Origin of the sequence: Motiliproteus sp. (assembly GCF_965230735.1) — a bacterium.
Lineage (GTDB): Bacteria > Pseudomonadota > Gammaproteobacteria > Pseudomonadales > Balneatricaceae > Motiliproteus.
In genome coordinates this window covers 3,887,340-3,904,658 of sequence record NZ_OZ246016.1, presented here as the reverse complement: position 1 = coordinate 3,904,658, position 17,319 = coordinate 3,887,340, and the positions used below count along the sequence as shown (strand labels likewise).

Genomic DNA, 17,319 nt, shown 5'->3' with positions numbered 1-17,319 from the left:
GCGAGTTCCAATCGCGGCCCTTGGATGGCGAAACGCGCAAGGAATCGGCGGAGCCGACAAGCAGCAGGGGCCGCCTAGGGTTGTTAGGGAAATGGCGGCGCATTTCCCTGACACGCCCACAAGGGCGTAAACGGAGCTGAAAGTCAGCCCCCTTTATAGAACCAATCTAAAATCACTGGGATTGGCCCAGTGCTGCAATTTTCAGTCTGATTTTGATCGGTTTCGAAGGAAGTGGAATGCCAGCCGGTTTTAGATAAGCCCAGCAGGGCGTAATGACCAGAACTCGCTATGCTTGTTCTGGTCAGACCTTCTGAGGTATTGCAAAGATATGTTTCCAGGCCCAACTTCTCCGATGAAAAATAAACAGACTGTTGAATCCTCCCCGCCCATCTCGACGCTAGATGGTCTCTCGAAAACAGCCAGTTACTCGCTGATGGATACACTGACCTGTGATCCAGAAGGGACAGTCGATGGTGCCGATCATTCACCACGACAAGTGTTTACCGGGCACTATGTTCCGGTACAACCCACACCCATCGATAACCCCGAGTACATCGCCCACAGTAAAGCTCTCTTTCACGAGCTTGGCCTTGCTGATAGCTTGGCAACATCAGCGGGGTTCATGCAGATGTTCAGCGGCGACCTTTCACAGGTCCCGCCGCCATTACGGAAGCTGGGCTGGGCCACCGGCTATGCGCTCTCCATCTACGGCACCGAATATACCCAGCAGTGCCCATTTCGAACGGGAAACGGCTATGGCGATGGTCGTGCCGTTTCCGTTCTAGAGGCGGTTCTCAATGACAGGCGTTGGGAGTTTCAGCTTAAAGGCGGCGGTCGTACTCCTTATTGCCGCGGCGCGGATGGGCGTGCCGTTTTGCGTTCCAGTGTCCGGGAGTTTCTGGCTCAGGAGTACTTGCACGCACTGGGCGTGCCGACGTCACGATCATTGAGTTTGTATGTATCGAAAACAGAGACGGTCCAGCGTCCCTGGTACTCTGAAGGTTCTAGATCACAAGATCCCGACATGATGGTTGAGGAGCCTGTGGCGATCTCCACCCGTGTTGCGCCGTCGTTCCTACGGGTTGGCCAGATTGAGCTGTTCGGTCGTCGTGCTCGAAAGAGGGAACACCCCTCAGCGCTGGAGGAACTCGAACAGATCGTCTTGCACTTAATTGATCGTGAGTACGCCGAAGTGATCGATGGCCAACTGAGCATTGGCGAGAAAGTCATTCTGCTTGCCGGTGAATTCCGTGCTCGCTTAGCGTCGCTGGTCGCGAACTGGATCCGTGTCGGCTACTGTCAGGGCAATTTCAACAGTGACAATTGCGCTGCCGGAGGCTTCACGTTGGATTTCGGTCCGTTCGGATTCTGTGAAGCGTTTGACCCCTATTTCCAACCCTGGACCGGCGGTGGACAGCACTTTGCGTTTTGGAATCAGCCGGCGGCGGCAGAGCGTAATTTCGCGATGTTTTGTTCGGCGTTGCAGCCGCTTCTGGCTTCCGATAAGGAGGCATCGCAACAACTCGATGACATTCGCAGTGGCTTTGCTGAAGTGATGCAAAAGGAACTGGAAGCGATGTGGTCGGCAAAACTTGGACTTGAACGTTTTGTCCCATCGCTATTCGGTGAGCTTGTCACGCTGATGGCAAAAACTCCCGTTGATTACACGATCTTCTTTCGCGAGCTGTCGTCGGTGCCCGATGACATTGGGCCACTGAAACAGAGTTTCTACCAAGATACCGATGAAGAAACGGACAAGCGTTGGTCTGAGTGGCTGGCTCAATGGCGGTCCCTCATCACTAGCCAACGCGATGCCAATGCCCAAGCAGCCGGTTTGATGGAGGGTCTTTCCTCCCGAATGAAACGGGTCAACCCTAAGTACAGTTTGCGCGAGTGGTTGCTTGCTCCTGCGTATCAGCAGGCGGCCAAGGGGGATTACGATTCAATCAAAGAGCTACAAGCCGTGATGACTCAACCTTACGTTGAGCAGTCGAAGGCGGTCGAGGATAAATACTATCGATTGAAACCGCTGGCGTGCTGGAATCTCGGTGGCGTGTCACACATGAGCTGTTCTTCCTAGGGAACCTGCGAATAAGTCCTTGCGAGCTTCTGGCTTACAGCTTGGTTCGCAATCAAGGCGTCGCTTTGCAGTAATGTCTAGACCTTGCAAAAAGCGACAACACAGGGTGCGGATCAAGCTGTAAGCCCCGTAGGGCAAGGCCTGAAAAGTACAACTCCGTTGTTGTAACCTTTGCTAAGGGCTACGGCCATTAACTGCAGATTACGTCTAGGTTTTGCACTTTTCAGGCGCTTGCAGAAGCCGCAGAGACTTGTTCGCAGGTTCCCTGGTTAATCGGGGATAGACCCCGTTTTTTCGGTGATGCCGCTACCATTCCGTGGTGAGGTTATCTGATAAGGCGCTGAGCAGATGAAAAAACTCCTATGGCTGACTGCCTCAGTCGCCGTCATTACCGCCGTCTACCTGGGGCGGGGACAGATACACGCCTTTTTGGTGCAGGCGCCGGATTTCGCTGCGCAGCATGAGGAGCCAGTGATCCTGTACGGAACCTCCTGGTGCCCCTACTGCGATCAGACCAAGGTCTTTCTCGAACGCAATGAGATTCCCTATTACGAATACAATATCGAGGTCTCCTCGGAAGGTTACTATCAATACAAGCAGCTCAATGGCCAGGGAACGCCGCTGCTGTTGATCAACAAACAGGTTATCCGGGGCTATAACCCGCCGGTGATTATGGAGGTTTTGACCAAGGGCTCCGTCGCCCAGGCAGAGGCCGATTCAGGAAAGCAGAGCAGCCTGTCGCTGTCTCCACCTGATCCAAGCTAACAGACAGGCAATCGCCGGCTTAAAACGAGGCAGGGATGCAGTTTGATACCCTGATCTCGGCACTCGAAGTGGCAGCCCAGGGGCACGGTATCGCGTTGGGGCGGACATCGTTGGTGCAGGATATGCTGATCTCTGGGCGGTTGGTGGCACCGATGAATCTTCGAGTGGCTACTCCGGAAGCCTTCTACCTGGCGTTTCCACCCTATCAATACCTACATCCCCATGCTGAGCTGTTTCGCAGCTGGTTATTGGAGGAAGCCCAGCAGCAGCGGATCAAGCAACAAAATGCTGAGTAGCAGGGCGAATCGAAACCGTTGAACTGCGCTTTTTTATCCCATAAATGATATATGTCGTGTTCCTAATGCTGTCGTTAGGCTATGCTCGCGCGAGTTATTTTTGGGTAGCCCTTAATGGATATGTCTGTCGACCAAACGGTGGAATCCACCACCGATAATTCCCCGTTGCCGGTCCGGCGTGTGCCCGGCGATATGGCGATGTGGTGCTTTATCCTGGCCGAGCTGACCGCTTTCGCGCTGATGTTTATTCTGTTCAGCTGGTTGCGCAGTACCGACCGCGAGTTGTTTCTGGCCGGTCAGCAGTTACTCCATCCCGAAGCCGGATTGATCAATACCTTGGCGCTGCTCAGTGCCAGTGGTTTTGTGGCCCAGGGGGTGATTGCCAACCGGGCGTCCAAGCAGTTGCAGGCATCGCGTTGGATGCTGGCGGGCCTGGCGGTGGCGATGATCTACGTGGTGGTCAAATGCTGGGAGTATTACCAGCTTGGCAGTGCCGGTTACGGGCTTAACGGCAACCGTTTTTTTACCGCCTATTTCCTGCTGACCGGGTTCCATTTCCTGCATGTATTGCTGGGTATGTCGATCATCGGCTATGTCACCCGGCGGCTGCGGCAACAGGTCTACGGCCCGGATAACCGGGTTGGACTCGAGAGTGTCGCCTGTTACTGGCACATGGTTGATCTGCTATGGATCGTGTTGTTCCCGCTGGTGTACGTGATCCGATGAAAACGATTTCTAAACTGCTGCATACCCCGGCGCTGATCTGGCTATTGCTGATGATCATGACGCTGTTGAGTTTCTACCTGACCGACAGCTCCACCCTGGCCTGGGTTACCGGTGTTATCTTGCTACTGACCGCACTAAAAGGGCATCTGATCGTCGAGAGCTTTATGGAGCTTCACGGCATCAACCACCTGATTCGTACCGCGATGCTGCTCTATTGCCCGGTACTGGGTGTGATCATCTATTTCGTGTTAAGCCATTAATTGACTAACTTTTTCCCCGCTCTTGGCGGTGGCGCCACAGGATTTCCTGGCCGCCGTCCCGTCGCGCAAGCCAGCGGGCGCAGACAAACAGCAGGTCGGACAGTCGATTCAGGTAGCTCTGGCATTCGGGACGGGTATCGCTGTCGCGGCTCAGGGTGACCAGTCGGCGTTCGGCGCGGCGACAGACGCTACGGGCCAGGTGGCAGACCGACGCGGCACGGTTGCCGCCGGGCAGGATAAAGTCCTTCAACGGCGGCAGATCGTCGTTGAGCTGATCCAGTAGCTGTTCCAGCGCTTCGATATGCTCGGCCTTGATCAGCGCATAGCCAGGAACCGACAGTTCGCCCCCCAGATTGAACAGGTTCTGCTGGATCTCGTGCAGCTGATCGCGCAGTGAATCGGCTTCGTCGAGCTCGCAATTGAGCAGGCCGATCAGACTGTTGAGCTCATCGATATCGCCGATCGCTTCGATTCGGGCGTCATCCTTGTTGACCCGCGAGCCGTCCCCCAGGCCGGTGGTACCTTTGTCGCCGGTACGGGTGTAAATCTTCGAAAGTCGGTTGCCCATGGTTAGCTCTCTCGGTCGGGATGATCTGGTTTGGGAATATCTGAGGCGGATGGGTGACGCTGACGAATCTGTTCCACCAGCGATCGGTTGTTCGGCAGGTCGATGCCAAGGGTCTGTGCCTGATCGCAAAGATAGCCGTTGATGGCGTCGATCTCGGTGCGGCGATGGTGGCGAACATCTTGAAGCATAGAAGAGAAGTTAGCCGCGGTTGCTCTGGCTACCGCTTCGGCGCGGATGATCAGCGGTTGATCGAATAAGGGTTGATCCAAGGCGGCGGCCAAGCGCTCCACCTCGCTACATAACTGCGCCATCTGCTGGCGGTAGTCCGGATTGTCGGCCAGGATGCCATTCTGACAATCGTGCAGGGCGGTCAGACCGTTGATCGCTGCGTTGATGGCCAGTTTCTGCCACAGTCGATTCAGCACCTGTGGGTCATAGCCACTTTGCAGGTCAAGGTTCAGTAGCGGCTGCAGTGGTTGTTCGCCCAGCTGTTGTGCGGCGGCATTGAGTGGCCCGAACCAGCTTTCACCGCGACCGGCATGAATCAGTTGCTGCTCGGCTAAAAATGCCCCTTCGGTGGTGGTGCCGACATAGATCGGAACCTCGGATAGGTGCTCCGCCAGCAACTGCTGTTGCCCCATGCCGTTCTGCAGCAGCACGATAACGGCATCCTTGCTGAGCCGATGTCGGACCGCCTCCACAGCGGCCAGAGTGTCGTAGCTCTTGGTCGTGACCAGTAGTCGGCTGATTGGGCTTTCGGCCTGATTCAGCTCGGCCTGAAGTTGAATCCCCTCGGCCTGGCTTTGGCCGCTGAGTGACCAGGGCTGCTGAAATTGTTGCAGTTTCGAATCGCTGCGAACCAGCACCGAGACCGGCTGTTGTTGCAGCTGTAGATGGCTGGCCCACAGGCAACCGATCGCACCTGCACCGAGGATATGCCAATGGCTCGCGGAGGAGGGGTTGTCGGTTGGATGCATAGGCTGGCGTACTTGAGGCTGAAATCTGGCGATCGGGTTTGGTATCAAGCCGGTTCGGTGGGTTAGAATCAGTCGCGCCCGGCATCGGTAACAGTTCGGGTATTGTGCCATCATCAGGGCCTGTTGGCAGACCCTATTACTCACCAAGGAGGCAATATGCCGTCATTCGATGTGGTATCCGAGCTGGATATGCATGAAGTAAACAACGCCGTCGATCAGGCTAACCGTGAGATCGGTACCCGGTATGACTTCAAAGGGGTCAACGCGAGCTTTGAAGCGAGTGATTCCGACATCACCATGGCGGCTGAAGGCGATTTCCAGTTGCAGCAGATGCGCGACATCCTGATCAACAAGCTGGTCAAGCGTAACATCGACCCTAAGGCACTGGACTTCAACGCCCCGGCCAAGAGCGGTATGCAGGTGAAGCAGCAGGTTGGCCTGAAGCAGGGCCTCGATCAGCCGACGGCGAAGAAGATCGTCAAGCTGATCAAAGATAAGAAGATGAAGGTGCAGGCCGCGATCCAGGGAGATCAGGTGCGTGTGACCGGTAAGAAGCGTGATGACCTGCAGCAGGCCATTGCGATGCTGCGCGAAGCGGATATCGATCTGCCGCTGCAGTACAACAACTTCCGTGACTAATTACGCGATTCGTTTCGTGGTTCATTTCGCGATTGGGCCGATCCTGATGATCGAGTCTCGCCAGCTGCCGTGCGATTGGGCGGCGGCTTGAGCGAGCGTCCCTTCTCCTGGCGCGAGGCGCTGCTGGTCTATACCCGACCGCAGGTGATCGCGCTCTGGTTTCTCGGCTTCGCTGCCGGGTTGCCGTTTCTGCTGGTGTTTTCCACCCTGAGTGCCTGGTTGACCGACTACGGTGTCAGCCGCAGTGCGATCGGTTTTTTTGCCTGGATCGGGATCACCTACTCGATCAAGGTACTTTGGGCACCGGTGGTGGATCGAATACGGCTGCCCGGTTTGGGCCATCTGGGCCAGCGACGAAGCTGGATGTTACTGGGCCAACTGGGGATCGCCTCGGGTCTGGTGGGGATGGCGTTGACCGATCCGCAGCAACAGCTGGGTCTGATCGCGCTGTTGGGCTTGTTGGTGGCGTTTTCGTCGTCGACCCAGGATATCGCCATCGACGCCTATCGGATCGAGGCGGCGATTCCCGAGTATCAGGGGGCGATGTCGGCGGCCTATATCTTCGGCTACCGGGTGGCGTTGCTGGCCGCGGGTGCCGGCGCCCTCTATATCGCCGATATCGCCAGCTGGCCGTTGGCCTACCTGAGTATGGCGGCGTTGATGGGGGTCGGGATTGCCACTGTCTTGGTGGTCCGTGAGCCCGAGCGGATTGAAAATCGCAGCGCCGACACCACCGAACAACAGCTGCATCGGGCCGCCCACCTGAACCATCCGCGTACCCGCACCCAGCGCTTGCAGGCCTGGTTTCTGGATGCGGTGGTGGCGCCCTTCGTCGAGTTCTTCCGTCGCAATGGGGTGATCGCGCTGTGGCTGCTGCTGTTTATCAGCCTTTACCGGCTCAGCGATATCACCATGGGGATCATGGCCAATCCGTTCTATCTGGATCTCGGGTTCAGCAAGAGCGATATCGCCGCGATCGGCAAACTGTACGGCTTTGTCATGACCATCGTCGGTTCGATGGTCGGGGGTATCCTGGTGGTCCGTTTCGGACTGCATCGGCCGTTGCTGATGGGGGCGGTGCTGGTGGCACTGACCAACCTGCTGTTTGCCCAACTGGCCCAAGTTGGAGCCGATAAAACCTGGCTGACCCTGGTGATCAGCGCCGATAACTTCAGTGGCGGGCTGTCCAGTACCGCCTTTATCGCCTATCTCTCCAGCCTCACCAATCGTGCCTATACGGCAACCCAGTATGCGTTGTTCAGCTCGTTGATGACCCTGCCGGGTAAGTTTGTCAGCGGCTTTTCCGGGGTGGTGGTCGATGCTCAGGGCTACTACAGCTTCTTTATCTATGCCGCGCTGTTGGGGCTTCCGGCCGTGTTGATGGCAACCTGGCTTTGGCGACGCTCGGTGAGGCAGCCGCTCGCCGACGGGAGCAAGGTCGAGTCGTAGGAATCGACTTCTGACAATCCGGGCATAGCCAGACATTTTTTAGCGCGAGGCTGTCTCAAGTCAGCGTTTTTAATTCCGGTATCTGTAAGCTGTTGCTGGAATAAGCGAAACCAACAAGGAAGGTAGTGATGAAAAAAGGACTCTTAGTCGTCGCCGGTATGGCGGTCGCGGCTACCGGTGCGGCCGGTTATCAGCAGCTTCAGTATGAACAGCAACTCCAAGCGGCGGTGCAGGATCTGGTCGAGCAGGTGAAAGGCACCGAGATCGAAGGGGTACCGATCCATGCGATCTACGATCAGCATCGGGGAGGACTGTTCGAGTCGACCGGCAGGGTGAGTGTTATCGCCGGCAGGTCCGGAGAAGAGGCCCGTATTGAGCTCGATTATGTGGTCCAGCATTATCCGGATACGCCGTTATCGGGGCTGGCTTACCGGGTCGAGGCGCGCAATTCAATGCTCGATGGCAGCGCCCAGGAAACCCTGACCACGAAGCTCTTTAACGGTAAGCCGATCTTGATGAGCGGCGTGGTCAGTACCGAGATGGCCCAGGGTACGATCCATATTCCCGAGATTTGGCTGGCGACCCGGAACAATACCGTTGCCGGCTCGGCAGGCACCATCACCTGGCAGGCCGGACTTAGTCCCAGCGGCGAATTCTCTAAACAGCTATCGGGCACCTATTCCTACCCTGTTTTTGAAGTCAAAAGCCAGCGAGGTGGTAAACCGGATGGGCTGAAAATCGATGCGGTCCAGGGCGAATTCGGCTACGACCAGCGCCCCGGTAACAACAGCTCCTACCTGACCGCCGGCTTCGAAGCGTTGGATTTTGTGAACCGTGCCGATGAATTCAGACTCGGCAGGACACACTGGCGTAGCGATTGGGAAGTCACCCGGTTTGCCAATTCCAGGCTGAATTTTTCGGTTCAGGACGCCCTTATCGAAGGCAATGAAATTCCCAAGTTTGCGTTGAATCTGTCGTTGGACAAACTCAATGCCGAGGCGGTGAACAGTATCCAACAGATCATTGAGCGGGCCGATCAGGAGCGCTGGGATGCCGAGCGTGCCCAGCGGGAACTGTACGCCGCGATGCTGCAGCTCAGCGATCAGTTGATCCGGGATAATCCGGTTCTGGCGGTGGAGGCGTTGCAGCTAGAGCTGGGCGATAAGGGCTCTTTTGCGCTGGATGGATCGGTCATGCTGGACCATACGAAGCTATCGCCCACGGCACTGCGTGACTTGATGAGTGCCGGCCGAGCCAGTTCTCGGTTCCAGAACGATCTCAGGCATGCCCTGAATATCAACCTTCACGCCAAAGCAGCAGGGCAGGCACAGCAGGTGATTTATGCAACCTTGCAGCGTAAGGCCCGGCCAATTGCCGATGCGATGCAGGATGGAGATCTGGTGATTACGGCAGAAAATGGGGTGTTGAAGATCGATGGTACCGCGCTCTGATTCGAGGGCAGGGATTCATAGCAGAGGTTGATTATATTTCTAAATAAGAATTATTTGCATTCGCGTTAAGGTGTGTTTAGACTGCAGTTCTGTAGGGGGTAGACGCCGATGTTGCTCCCTACGGTCTTTCAGGTTAACCACACAGGAGTGATTGCCATGACCTACATTGTTAATGCCTGGCTCGAACGTGAACGGCCGCAGCTGCAAGTAACCGACCGACGGACCGGAAAGGTGGTGATGGAGTGGGGAGCGGAGCGGCTCAAGTCGATGTTTGCCACCGGCGAGCTGTGCTTGGCCGATCTACAAGCCAGTGATGCCCAGTTGCAGGAGACGATCAAGGAGCTGTTTTTACTCTCCTATCGGCCGTCCTGACGCCCATCCTGAAAGGTGGACAGCCTGACCGCCGGGCCCCTTCGGAATCCTAGAGAATCTGCTCTGAAATGCTCAGGGGTTCCAACGATGGCGGTTCAGGTTGATCCGATTGTTGTGGAATTCGACCCCTTCAGCTAGCAAACGCTGCTTCTGCTCGACGAATCGGGGACTACCGACTTCAAAACTGATTCGTCCGGCTGCGTTGATGACCCGGTGCCAGGGTAGGCGGGTGCCTTCGGGGAGTTTTTTCAGGGTGTGGCCCACCAGTCGGGCGCAGCCGGGGAGTCCGGCCAGTTCTGCCAGCTGACCATAGCTGACCACAGAGCCGCTCGGTATCGCGGCCAGCGCCTGCCAGATTCGTTCGGCGTTGCTCAATGAATCGTTCATGGGAATCTATGAAGCCAGAACTTGAGGCAAAAGTCAGGCGAAAAAAAACCGGCGCTTAAGCACCGGTTCTTTGGGATCAACTCTGAATCGACGAATCGATTACAGGCGCAGGGCGCCGTCGACTTCGATTACACGACCGCTGACGTAGTCGTTCTCGAGGATGAAGGCTACCGCCGAGGCGATCTCTTCCGGCTTGCCGACGCGCTGGAGCGGAATGCCCTTGGTCATCATTTCCAGTGCTTCCGGTTTCATGCTCATGACCATTTCTGTGCCGATAAAGCCCGGAGCGATGGCGCCGGTACGGATGCCGAAACGAGCCAACTCTTTGGCCCAGGTGGTGGTCAGTGCCACAACACCGGCTTTGGCGGCGCTGTAGTTGGTCTGGCCGATGTTGCCGGCCCGTGAAATGCTGGAGATGTTGATGATGCAGCCCGGCTTACCGGCTTCGATCATCTTGGTAGCCGCTTCACGACCGCACAGGAATACACCGGTCAGGTTGACGTCCATCACCTGTTGCCAGCTCTGCAGGCTCATGCGTTTGGTGATTTCACCGTCTTTGGCTTTGATGAACATCGCATCGCGGGTGATACCGGCATTGTTGACCAGGCCGTCGACACCGCCCATCTCTTCAACAATCTTGTTGAAGACCGTTTCTACTTCCGCTTCGTCAGCCACGTTGGCGACATAAGCGCGTGCCTCGATGCCCAACTCCAGGCAGAGGCCGACCGTTTCATCCAGCGCCTGCGGGTTCATGTCAATCAGGGCAGGGGTAGCTCCTTTTCCCGCCAAGTACAGGGCCATGGCGCGGCCCAGGCCCTGGCCGCCGCCGGTGATTACGATCACTTTATCTTTCAAATCCATGCTTTTACCTCATCCGGGGATGGCCAACCGGATAGGTGTTGGTTTCCCCTGTAGCATCTTCTATTACGCACCCAGGGATAAGCTTGTCTTATGGCTACAATTAAAAACCCGATGGTGCAATGCATCACGGAGTGTAGGTTTATTGGAACATGCTTTCAAATTTAAATTGCTGCGATGCAGAAGATTATTGCTGCGATCACGAATTCAGTTCGTTGCAGGGTAGAAATGCTGCGGTTTGGAATCGGGTTTTCGACGAGCAAAGCCCTTTTAATTGGCGGTGGATTGAAAAACCGGATTGCGACACCATCAATAATGACATCCAATAGGTTCAATAGAGTCATCACCTGCTACCGGGAGTCCCGATGCCCTTTCTGTTTCTGATTTTTGTTGTGGTCCCTCTGATCGAGATCGTGTTGCTGATCAATGTTGGTCAGGCGATTGGTGCTTGGTACACCATTGGGTTGGTTCTGTTGTCGGCGTTTATCGGGGTCAATATGCTGCGCCTGCAGGGACTGTCGACGCTGCTGCGGGCACGCTCACGGATGGAAAGCGGTGAGATCCCGGCTCAGGAGATGATCGAAGGGATTATCCTGGCAGTCGGCGGCGCGTTGCTGGTGACACCGGGCTTCGTCACCGACTTTATCGGGTTCTGCTGTCTGATCCCGGTGACTCGCCGCGGTTTCGTCAAGCGGGTGAAAAAACACTTCACGGTGATCGCCTCGCAGCAGATGCATGGCGGTAGTACTCACCAAAGCCAAACCTTCTACAGTGCCGGTTCTTCCGCTCAGGAGGATTTCCAACCGCGTCGTCCAAATAGTGACGCGGGCGATGCCGGTCGAAACAAGGGTGGCCAAACCATTGACGGAGAGTACCGTCGGGACGACTGAGTCTCACAGCCCGGTTTGTCGTCCTAAATCCCGGGGTCGAAAAAAATTTATCTAACGACGCTTGAATTCAATTTAGGTGCCCCCACTTATCAGACCAAGGTCACGCAGGGGCGAGCCTCTGTCTATTTATATTGTTTAAGTCGGATTGCGACTTTTTGATAAGAAAATCAGGAGACTAACTCAAATGAGCATTCGTCCACTTCACGATCGCGTTGTAGTTCGTCGCAAAGAGGAAGAAACCACCACCGCCAGCGGCATTGTGCTGCCGGGTTCTGCCACCGAAAAGCCGAATCAGGGCGAAGTTGTTGCCGTCGGTAAGGGTCGTATTCTTCAGAACGGTGATGTTCAGCCGATGGACGTCAAAGCCGGCGACACCGTGCTGTTCGGTCAGTATTCGGGCAACACCGTTAAGGTTGACGGTGAAGAGCTGCTGATCATGAGCGAAAGCGACATTTTGGGTGTGCTGGAATAAGCCGAACCTCGGTAACCAGACCCTTTATTTTCAGAATTCATAGATTTTAGGAACCGCTTAACATGGCTGCTAAAGACGTAAAATTCGGTAACGACGCCCGCGTAAAAATGCTGGACGGCGTCAACGTACTGGCAAATGCTGTAAAAACTACCCTGGGCCCGAAAGGTCGTAACGTTGTTCTGGACAAGGCCTTTGGCGCACCGACCGTGACCAAAGACGGTGTTTCCGTTGCCAAAGAGATCGAGCTGGAAGACAAGTTCGAGAACATGGGCGCGCAGATGGTTAAGGAAGTTGCTTCCCAGGCCAACGACGTTGCCGGTGACGGTACTACCACTGCAACTGTACTGGCTCAGGCGATCGTCACCGAAGGTCTGAAGTCCGTTGCTGCCGGTATGAACCCGATGGACTTGAAGCGCGGCATCGACAAAGCGGCTGCTGCGGTTGTAGCCCAGATTCAGGAAATGGCCGCTCCTTGTGCCGACGCCAAAGCGATCGCACAGGTAGGCACCATCTCTGCCAACAGCGACACCGCTGTGGGTGACATCATCGCCGAAGCGATGGGTAAGGTTGGTAAAGAAGGCGTTATCACCGTTGAAGAAGGTTCCGGCCTGGAAAACGAGCTGGACGTTGTTGAAGGTATGCAGTTCGACCGCGGTTACCTGTCTCCTTACTTCATCAACAACCAAGAGAGCATGGCGGTTGAGCTGGAAAGCCCGTTCATCCTGCTGGTCGACAAGAAAGTTTCCAACATTCGTGACCTGCTTCCGGTACTGGAGAACGTCGCCAAGGCCTCTCGTCCGCTGCTGATCATCGCTGAAGATGTTGAAGGCGAAGCGCTGGCGACTCTGGTTGTTAACAACATGCGCGGCATCGTTAAGGTTGCTGCGGTTAAGGCGCCGGGCTTCGGTGATCGTCGTAAGGCGATGCTGGAAGATATCGCTATCCTGACCGGCGGCACTGTAATCTCCGAAGAAGTTGGTCTGAACCTGGAAGGCACTACCCTGGAGCACCTGGGTCAGGCGAAGAAAGTCCAGATCACCAAAGAAAACACCACCATCGTTGACGGTGTTGGTGAGCACGCCAACATCGAAGGTCGTGTGGCTCAGATCCGCGCTCAGATCGCTGAAACTTCTTCCGACTACGACCGTGAGAAGCTGCAGGAGCGTGTTGCCAAGCTGGCCGGTGGTGTTGCCGTGATCAAGGTTGGTGCTGCGACTGAAGTTGAGATGAAAGAGAAGAAGGCCCGCGTTGAAGACGCGCTGCACTCCACCCGCGCTGCGGTTGAAGAGGGTGTGGTTGCCGGTGGTGGTGTTGCGCTGGTTCGCGCGCTGCAGACCATCGAATCTCTGGAAGGTGACAACCACGACCAGACCGTGGGTATTCAGCTGGCTTGTCGCGCGATGGAAGCACCGCTGCGTCAGATCGTTAACAACGCCGGTGACGAAGCCTCTGTGGTACTGAACAACGTTAAGAACGGTGAAGGTAACTACGGTTACAACGCCGCTAACGGTGAGTACGGCGACATGATCGAGTTCGGTATCCTGGATCCGGCCAAAGTTACCCGCTCAGCGCTGCAGGCAGCGGCTTCTGTTGCTGGTCTGATGATCACCACCGAAGCGATGGTTGCTGAACTGCCGCAGGAAGCTGCTCCGGCAATGCCTGACATGGGCGGCATGGGCGGCATGGGTGGCATGGGCGGCATGATGTAAGCCTGCCGTTCTACACCGGTTGCTAGCCTTGCTGTGCTAGTGAGTGACCACCCACCCACGGAGTTCGGTGGTCACCGCTAACCGGCAGAAATAGTGATTAAGAAGGCCAATCATCGGGTGTCATCAATCCGATTGTTGGCCTTCTTTGCTTCCGCTCCTTTCTCGATCCGTACCCAGATGCGGAATAGTCTTTTTTAATATCGATGCTCGATATGGGTGTCTGTTTCGATTCAGCTTGTGGGCTTGGCTAGAACTTTCTATCTTGCGCCAGTAGGGCCGCTAACTCCTCCTGAGGTAACGGAGGGCTGAACAGATCACCTTGAAATTGTCTGCACCCCAATCGCGCCAGGGCTTGTTGTTGCAACGCCGTCTCCACCCCTTCGGCTAAACAGTCGATGGAGAGGCTTTTGGCGATATCGGTAATTCCCTTGACCACGCCGAACTTGGCCGGATCTGAGTCGATATCGGTGGTGAATGAACGATCGATTTTAATCTGATCCAGCGGCAGGTTGATAAGGTACGCCAATGAAGAGAAACCGGTGCCGAAATCATCGATGGCGAGGCGGATATCATGCAGCTTTAGCTCATCGGATAACTTCTTAATCTCATCAATATTCTGCAGAAATATACTCTCGGTCAGCTCTAGCTTTAGTGCAGATCCGGGGAGTTGATGGCGATCTAGCGCTCTGATAACCCTGGATTTGAGTTTGCTTAAATCCAAGCAGTCTTTTCCAGAGATGTTGACGGAAACGTATAAGTCGGGAGATTGAGCTCTGAATCTCTTCAAGGCACTTAAGCTGTACTCTAAAACCCAGCTGGTGATATCGCAGATCAGCATGCTTTCTTCGGCAACGGGGATAAAGGTATCGGGGCTCACCTGGCCGAGCTCGGTGTGATGCCAGCGCAGCAGCGCCTCTACACCGATGATTTCTTGGTCAGCGACCAAGGGTTGGAAGGCCAGATTCAGTTGATTGCTGTTTAAGGCGAGCCGAAGCTGAGACTCAATCTTGCGATTGCTGTTTATGATCTCCAGCAGGGATTCTGAGTAAAATTGAAAGTTGTTATGGGCATGCTTTTTAGCCCGATACATCGCGATATCGGCATATTTGAGTAGCTCTTCAGGTTCTAAACCGTGCTCCGGATAGCTGCTGATACCGATACTGGCGCCGATAAATATCTGGTGGCTTTCAATGGAAAAGGGGGCTTTGAGCACATCGATAATACGTTTAGAGGTCGCATTGGCCATGGTTTCAGACTGGCAGTCGGCCAGTATGACCACAAACTCGTCGCCGCCGAGGCGGGCAATAAAATCCTGTTTACGGATCTGCTGATAGATACGCCGGGTGACTTGGCGTAGCAGCTCATCTCCCACATCGTGACCGAGGCTGTCGTTAACCTGTTTAAACCGGTCAAGGTCGATAAAAAGCAGGGTGAAAGGCTCGGAAGACGACGACGCCATGGCGCCGGCCAGTTTTTGATGCAGTAGGGAGCGATTCGGGAGGCCGGTCAGGTTATCGTAGCTGGCTTGGCGTTCGAGTTCGGACTGTAGGCTGACTCGAGAAAGGGTGACCCCCATGATGCCGCTGAACATGTTCAGCAGTTCCAGCTGCTGGTCACCATGGGTGATTTCATCAAAGGTTCCGACGTTGAGTATGCCTGCGATTCTGTCATTGACCCGCACCGGAACACTCCAGGCAGCATTGATCCCCTGTTGAGCTAAATGTCTGTGCCTTTCGGAGTTCCTGATGGTTCGATTATCAAAAAACAGGGGCTGGCCATTATTCAATACGGGCATAAGCGCGCTGCTGTTGATATCGATGACCTTCGGCATTTTGATCTTTTTATCGTTATAGATCGTTTTGACTTTGGATAGGTGGCTGTCCTGATTGATGATGACGTAGCTGATTCGTTGTGCCGGTATTACCTTGTTGATGGATTCTCTGATGATCTTAAAAACGCAGCGTTCCGTATTGGCGGCTGAAAGCTCGGCTGAAATTTTATTCAAGACCGTCAGCTGTTCTGAATAGAGCTTGTATTGTTTTTCGCCAAGCTGTGCCTGTATCAATAATTGCTGGCGTTCAAGGTAAGTAGAAACAAGAGAAGATATCAGGGTTAATAAACCGGCGCTGTTGCTGTCATAGGCTTGGGGAGTGAAACTACCGAGATTAACGGTGCCTACCACCTTGTTAGAGAACTTCAGGGGCGCGTTGATAATACTCTTGATCCCCTGTTGATGGAGTTGCTGACCATCGATGCTGGCTTCGTCTGAATCGATATCATGCCAGCAGGTAAACGCTTTGGTGGCGGCTATCCCTGCCAGGGTATTGGTAACGGGTATCGACTTCCCTAGCGGTAATGCGCCATCGACGCCATGGAGGGCGAAGATCTCAAACTCGTCTCGGCTGTCGGTGAGCAGGGTGACGCTGGATCGGTCCGCCGACAGCATTTTTGGCAGACTGTCCGCCAGCTTGGCATAGATCTCCCGCTCGCCATCGGCGGCAACCAGATCCAGGGTCAGCTGACCCAACGCAATCGATGCATCAGAGGAAATGGAAGCAAAAGAGAAGCAGTTAGAATTCAAGGGTCTAATCCTCAGACTGAGGTAGTGCTAAACGCCAATCCGGTGAGTTGAGTCATGCTGGTCGGATGTTGAATCGATCGAGGTTGGTAGGCGTATCGTTCAATAATGCACCTGCAACCGGCTGTCCATGATAAACGATAGTCTCTGCTCAATACCCTCCTAGGGAACCTGCGAAAAAGTCCTTGCGAACTTCTGGCTTTCAGCTTGGTTCGCAATCCAGGCGCAGTTTTGAAGCAATGTCTAGACCTTGCGAAAGACTGCAACGCAGAGTGCGGATCAAGCTGAAAGCCCCGCAGGGCAAGACCTGAAGCACACAATTTCGTCGTTACAACCTTTGCTAAGGGCGACGGCCATTAGCTGCAGCTTGCTCCTAGAACTTGTGCACTTCAGGCTCTTGCAGAAGCCGCAGAGACTTATTCGCAGGTTCCCTAGCCTACAGTTTAAAAATAATTGGTTTCATTACCGATTATCTCAGTCCAGCGTATCCGTTGGTTGACCGATAGACAGTAGTATAGCTGTTGAGTGTTTGAGGGCAGATGTTTATCCTGAACGCTAATTTCGTCTAGGAGTTTTCCACCATGTCAGCACGATTTGCCGCTGAAACCATCGCCGAACTGGAACTGTTGGCCCGCTTTAGCCTTAACTCGCTGCAGAGCGGCCTTAAAATCCACCATGACGCTCCGGTGGATGTGATCGGTGCGGCACAGCGTCTGTTCGATAAGGGAATGATCACTCAGGATGACGGCGGTTATCTGACCGATCGTGGTCATGAAGCGGCTGAGTCTCTGATGCGGGTGCTCGGTGCGCTGGAGTAAATTCTCCTTAAACGGCCCGCCGAG

Annotated in this window: 18 protein-coding genes; 13 read left to right on the top strand and 5 right to left on the bottom strand. The window is 54.9% G+C overall.

Translation table 11 applies throughout. The features are described 5' to 3' along the window. Positions 1–352 precede the first annotated feature (352 nt). From ACO05M_RS18130 to ACO05M_RS18110, 5 genes are all read left to right on the top strand, one after another. Positions 353–2,080: a protein adenylyltransferase SelO gene (locus tag ACO05M_RS18130; RefSeq protein ID WP_421866217.1), complete on the top strand. Its 1,728-nt coding sequence runs from the start codon at positions 353–355 to the stop codon at positions 2,078–2,080. A gap of 348 nt (positions 2,081–2,428) precedes the next feature. Next, positions 2,429–2,845 (top strand): glutaredoxin family protein, encoded by a 417-nt coding sequence (locus tag ACO05M_RS18125; RefSeq protein WP_421866214.1) that lies wholly within the window; start codon positions 2,429–2,431, stop codon positions 2,843–2,845. A gap of 35 nt (positions 2,846–2,880) precedes the next feature. Next, positions 2,881–3,141, top strand: a complete 261-nt coding sequence (locus ACO05M_RS18120; RefSeq protein ID WP_421866211.1) for a LysR substrate-binding domain-containing protein — start codon at positions 2,881–2,883, stop codon at positions 3,139–3,141. A 114-nt stretch (positions 3,142–3,255) separates the two neighbouring features. Further along, positions 3,256–3,867, top strand: a complete 612-nt coding sequence (locus ACO05M_RS18115) for a cytochrome c oxidase subunit 3 family protein (protein ID WP_421866209.1) — start codon at positions 3,256–3,258, stop codon at positions 3,865–3,867. After that, a complete protein-coding gene (locus tag ACO05M_RS18110) occupies positions 3,864–4,127 on the top strand; it encodes a cytochrome C oxidase subunit IV family protein (RefSeq protein ID WP_421866206.1) in 264 nt (87 codons plus the stop codon). The genes ACO05M_RS18115 and ACO05M_RS18110 overlap by 4 nt, the downstream gene beginning before the upstream one ends. A 4-nt stretch (positions 4,128–4,131) precedes the next feature. Here ACO05M_RS18110 and ACO05M_RS18105 read toward each other — a convergent pair whose 3' ends face one another. Both ACO05M_RS18105 and ACO05M_RS18100 read right to left on the bottom strand, forming a co-directional pair. Further along, a complete protein-coding gene (locus ACO05M_RS18105; RefSeq protein WP_421866203.1) occupies positions 4,132–4,695 on the bottom strand; it encodes a cob(I)yrinic acid a,c-diamide adenosyltransferase in 564 nt (187 codons plus the stop codon). Positions 4,696–4,697: 2 nt separating this feature from the next. Continuing rightward, positions 4,698–5,672, bottom strand: coding sequence for a ketopantoate reductase family protein (locus ACO05M_RS18100; protein ID WP_421866200.1), 975 nt, complete (start codon positions 5,670–5,672; stop codon positions 4,698–4,700). A gap of 156 nt (positions 5,673–5,828) precedes the next feature. On the opposite strand from ACO05M_RS18100, the gene ACO05M_RS18095 reads away from it, so the two are divergent. From ACO05M_RS18095 to ACO05M_RS18080, 4 genes are all read left to right on the top strand, one after another. Beyond that, entirely contained in the window at positions 5,829–6,311 is a 483-nt protein-coding gene (locus ACO05M_RS18095) for a YajQ family cyclic di-GMP-binding protein (protein WP_421866197.1), read from the top strand. Positions 6,312–6,398: 87 nt separating this feature from the next. Further along, positions 6,399–7,760, top strand: coding sequence for an AmpG family muropeptide MFS transporter (locus ACO05M_RS18090; protein WP_421866194.1), 1,362 nt, complete (start codon positions 6,399–6,401; stop codon positions 7,758–7,760). A gap of 128 nt (positions 7,761–7,888) precedes the next feature. Continuing rightward, positions 7,889–9,211, top strand: coding sequence for a DUF945 family protein (locus tag ACO05M_RS18085; RefSeq protein WP_421866193.1), 1,323 nt, complete (start codon positions 7,889–7,891; stop codon positions 9,209–9,211). 156 nt (positions 9,212–9,367) lie between these two features. Continuing rightward, on the top strand, positions 9,368–9,583 hold the full coding sequence (locus ACO05M_RS18080) for a hypothetical protein (protein WP_421866191.1): 216 nt from the start codon (positions 9,368–9,370) through the stop codon (positions 9,581–9,583). A gap of 72 nt (positions 9,584–9,655) precedes the next feature. Here the strand turns inward: ACO05M_RS18080 and ACO05M_RS18075 are convergent, their stop codons facing one another. Together ACO05M_RS18075 and ACO05M_RS18070 are read right to left on the bottom strand one after the other, a co-directional pair. Then, positions 9,656–9,970, bottom strand: coding sequence for an MGMT family protein (locus tag ACO05M_RS18075; RefSeq protein WP_421866188.1), 315 nt, complete (start codon positions 9,968–9,970; stop codon positions 9,656–9,658). A 99-nt stretch (positions 9,971–10,069) separates the two neighbouring features. Beyond that, positions 10,070–10,831, bottom strand: a complete 762-nt coding sequence (locus ACO05M_RS18070) for an SDR family oxidoreductase (RefSeq protein ID WP_421866185.1) — start codon at positions 10,829–10,831, stop codon at positions 10,070–10,072. Between the two features lie 362 nt (positions 10,832–11,193). Here ACO05M_RS18070 and ACO05M_RS18065 point away from each other — a divergent pair, with 362 nt between their 5' ends. From ACO05M_RS18065 to groL, 3 genes are all read left to right on the top strand, one after another. Further along, on the top strand, positions 11,194–11,718 hold the full coding sequence (locus tag ACO05M_RS18065) for an FxsA family protein (RefSeq protein WP_421866182.1): 525 nt from the start codon (positions 11,194–11,196) through the stop codon (positions 11,716–11,718). Between the two features lie 184 nt (positions 11,719–11,902). Then, complete coding sequence (groES, locus tag ACO05M_RS18060; protein ID WP_114696229.1) at positions 11,903–12,190, top strand: co-chaperone GroES; 288 nt, start codon at positions 11,903–11,905, stop codon at positions 12,188–12,190. A 62-nt stretch (positions 12,191–12,252) separates the two neighbouring features. Beyond that, complete coding sequence (gene groL / locus ACO05M_RS18055) at positions 12,253–13,899, top strand: chaperonin GroEL (RefSeq protein WP_114696228.1); 1,647 nt, start codon at positions 12,253–12,255, stop codon at positions 13,897–13,899. 247 nt (positions 13,900–14,146) lie between these two features. Here the strand turns inward: groL and ACO05M_RS18050 are convergent, their stop codons facing one another. Further along, positions 14,147–16,480: a sensor domain-containing phosphodiesterase gene (locus ACO05M_RS18050; RefSeq protein WP_421866178.1), complete on the bottom strand. Its 2,334-nt coding sequence runs from the start codon at positions 16,478–16,480 to the stop codon at positions 14,147–14,149. A 578-nt stretch (positions 16,481–17,058) separates the two neighbouring features. On the opposite strand from ACO05M_RS18050, the gene ACO05M_RS18045 reads away from it, so the two are divergent. Next, positions 17,059–17,295, top strand: coding sequence for a TIGR02647 family protein (locus ACO05M_RS18045; RefSeq protein WP_421866175.1), 237 nt, complete (start codon positions 17,059–17,061; stop codon positions 17,293–17,295). Positions 17,296–17,319 lie beyond the last annotated feature (24 nt).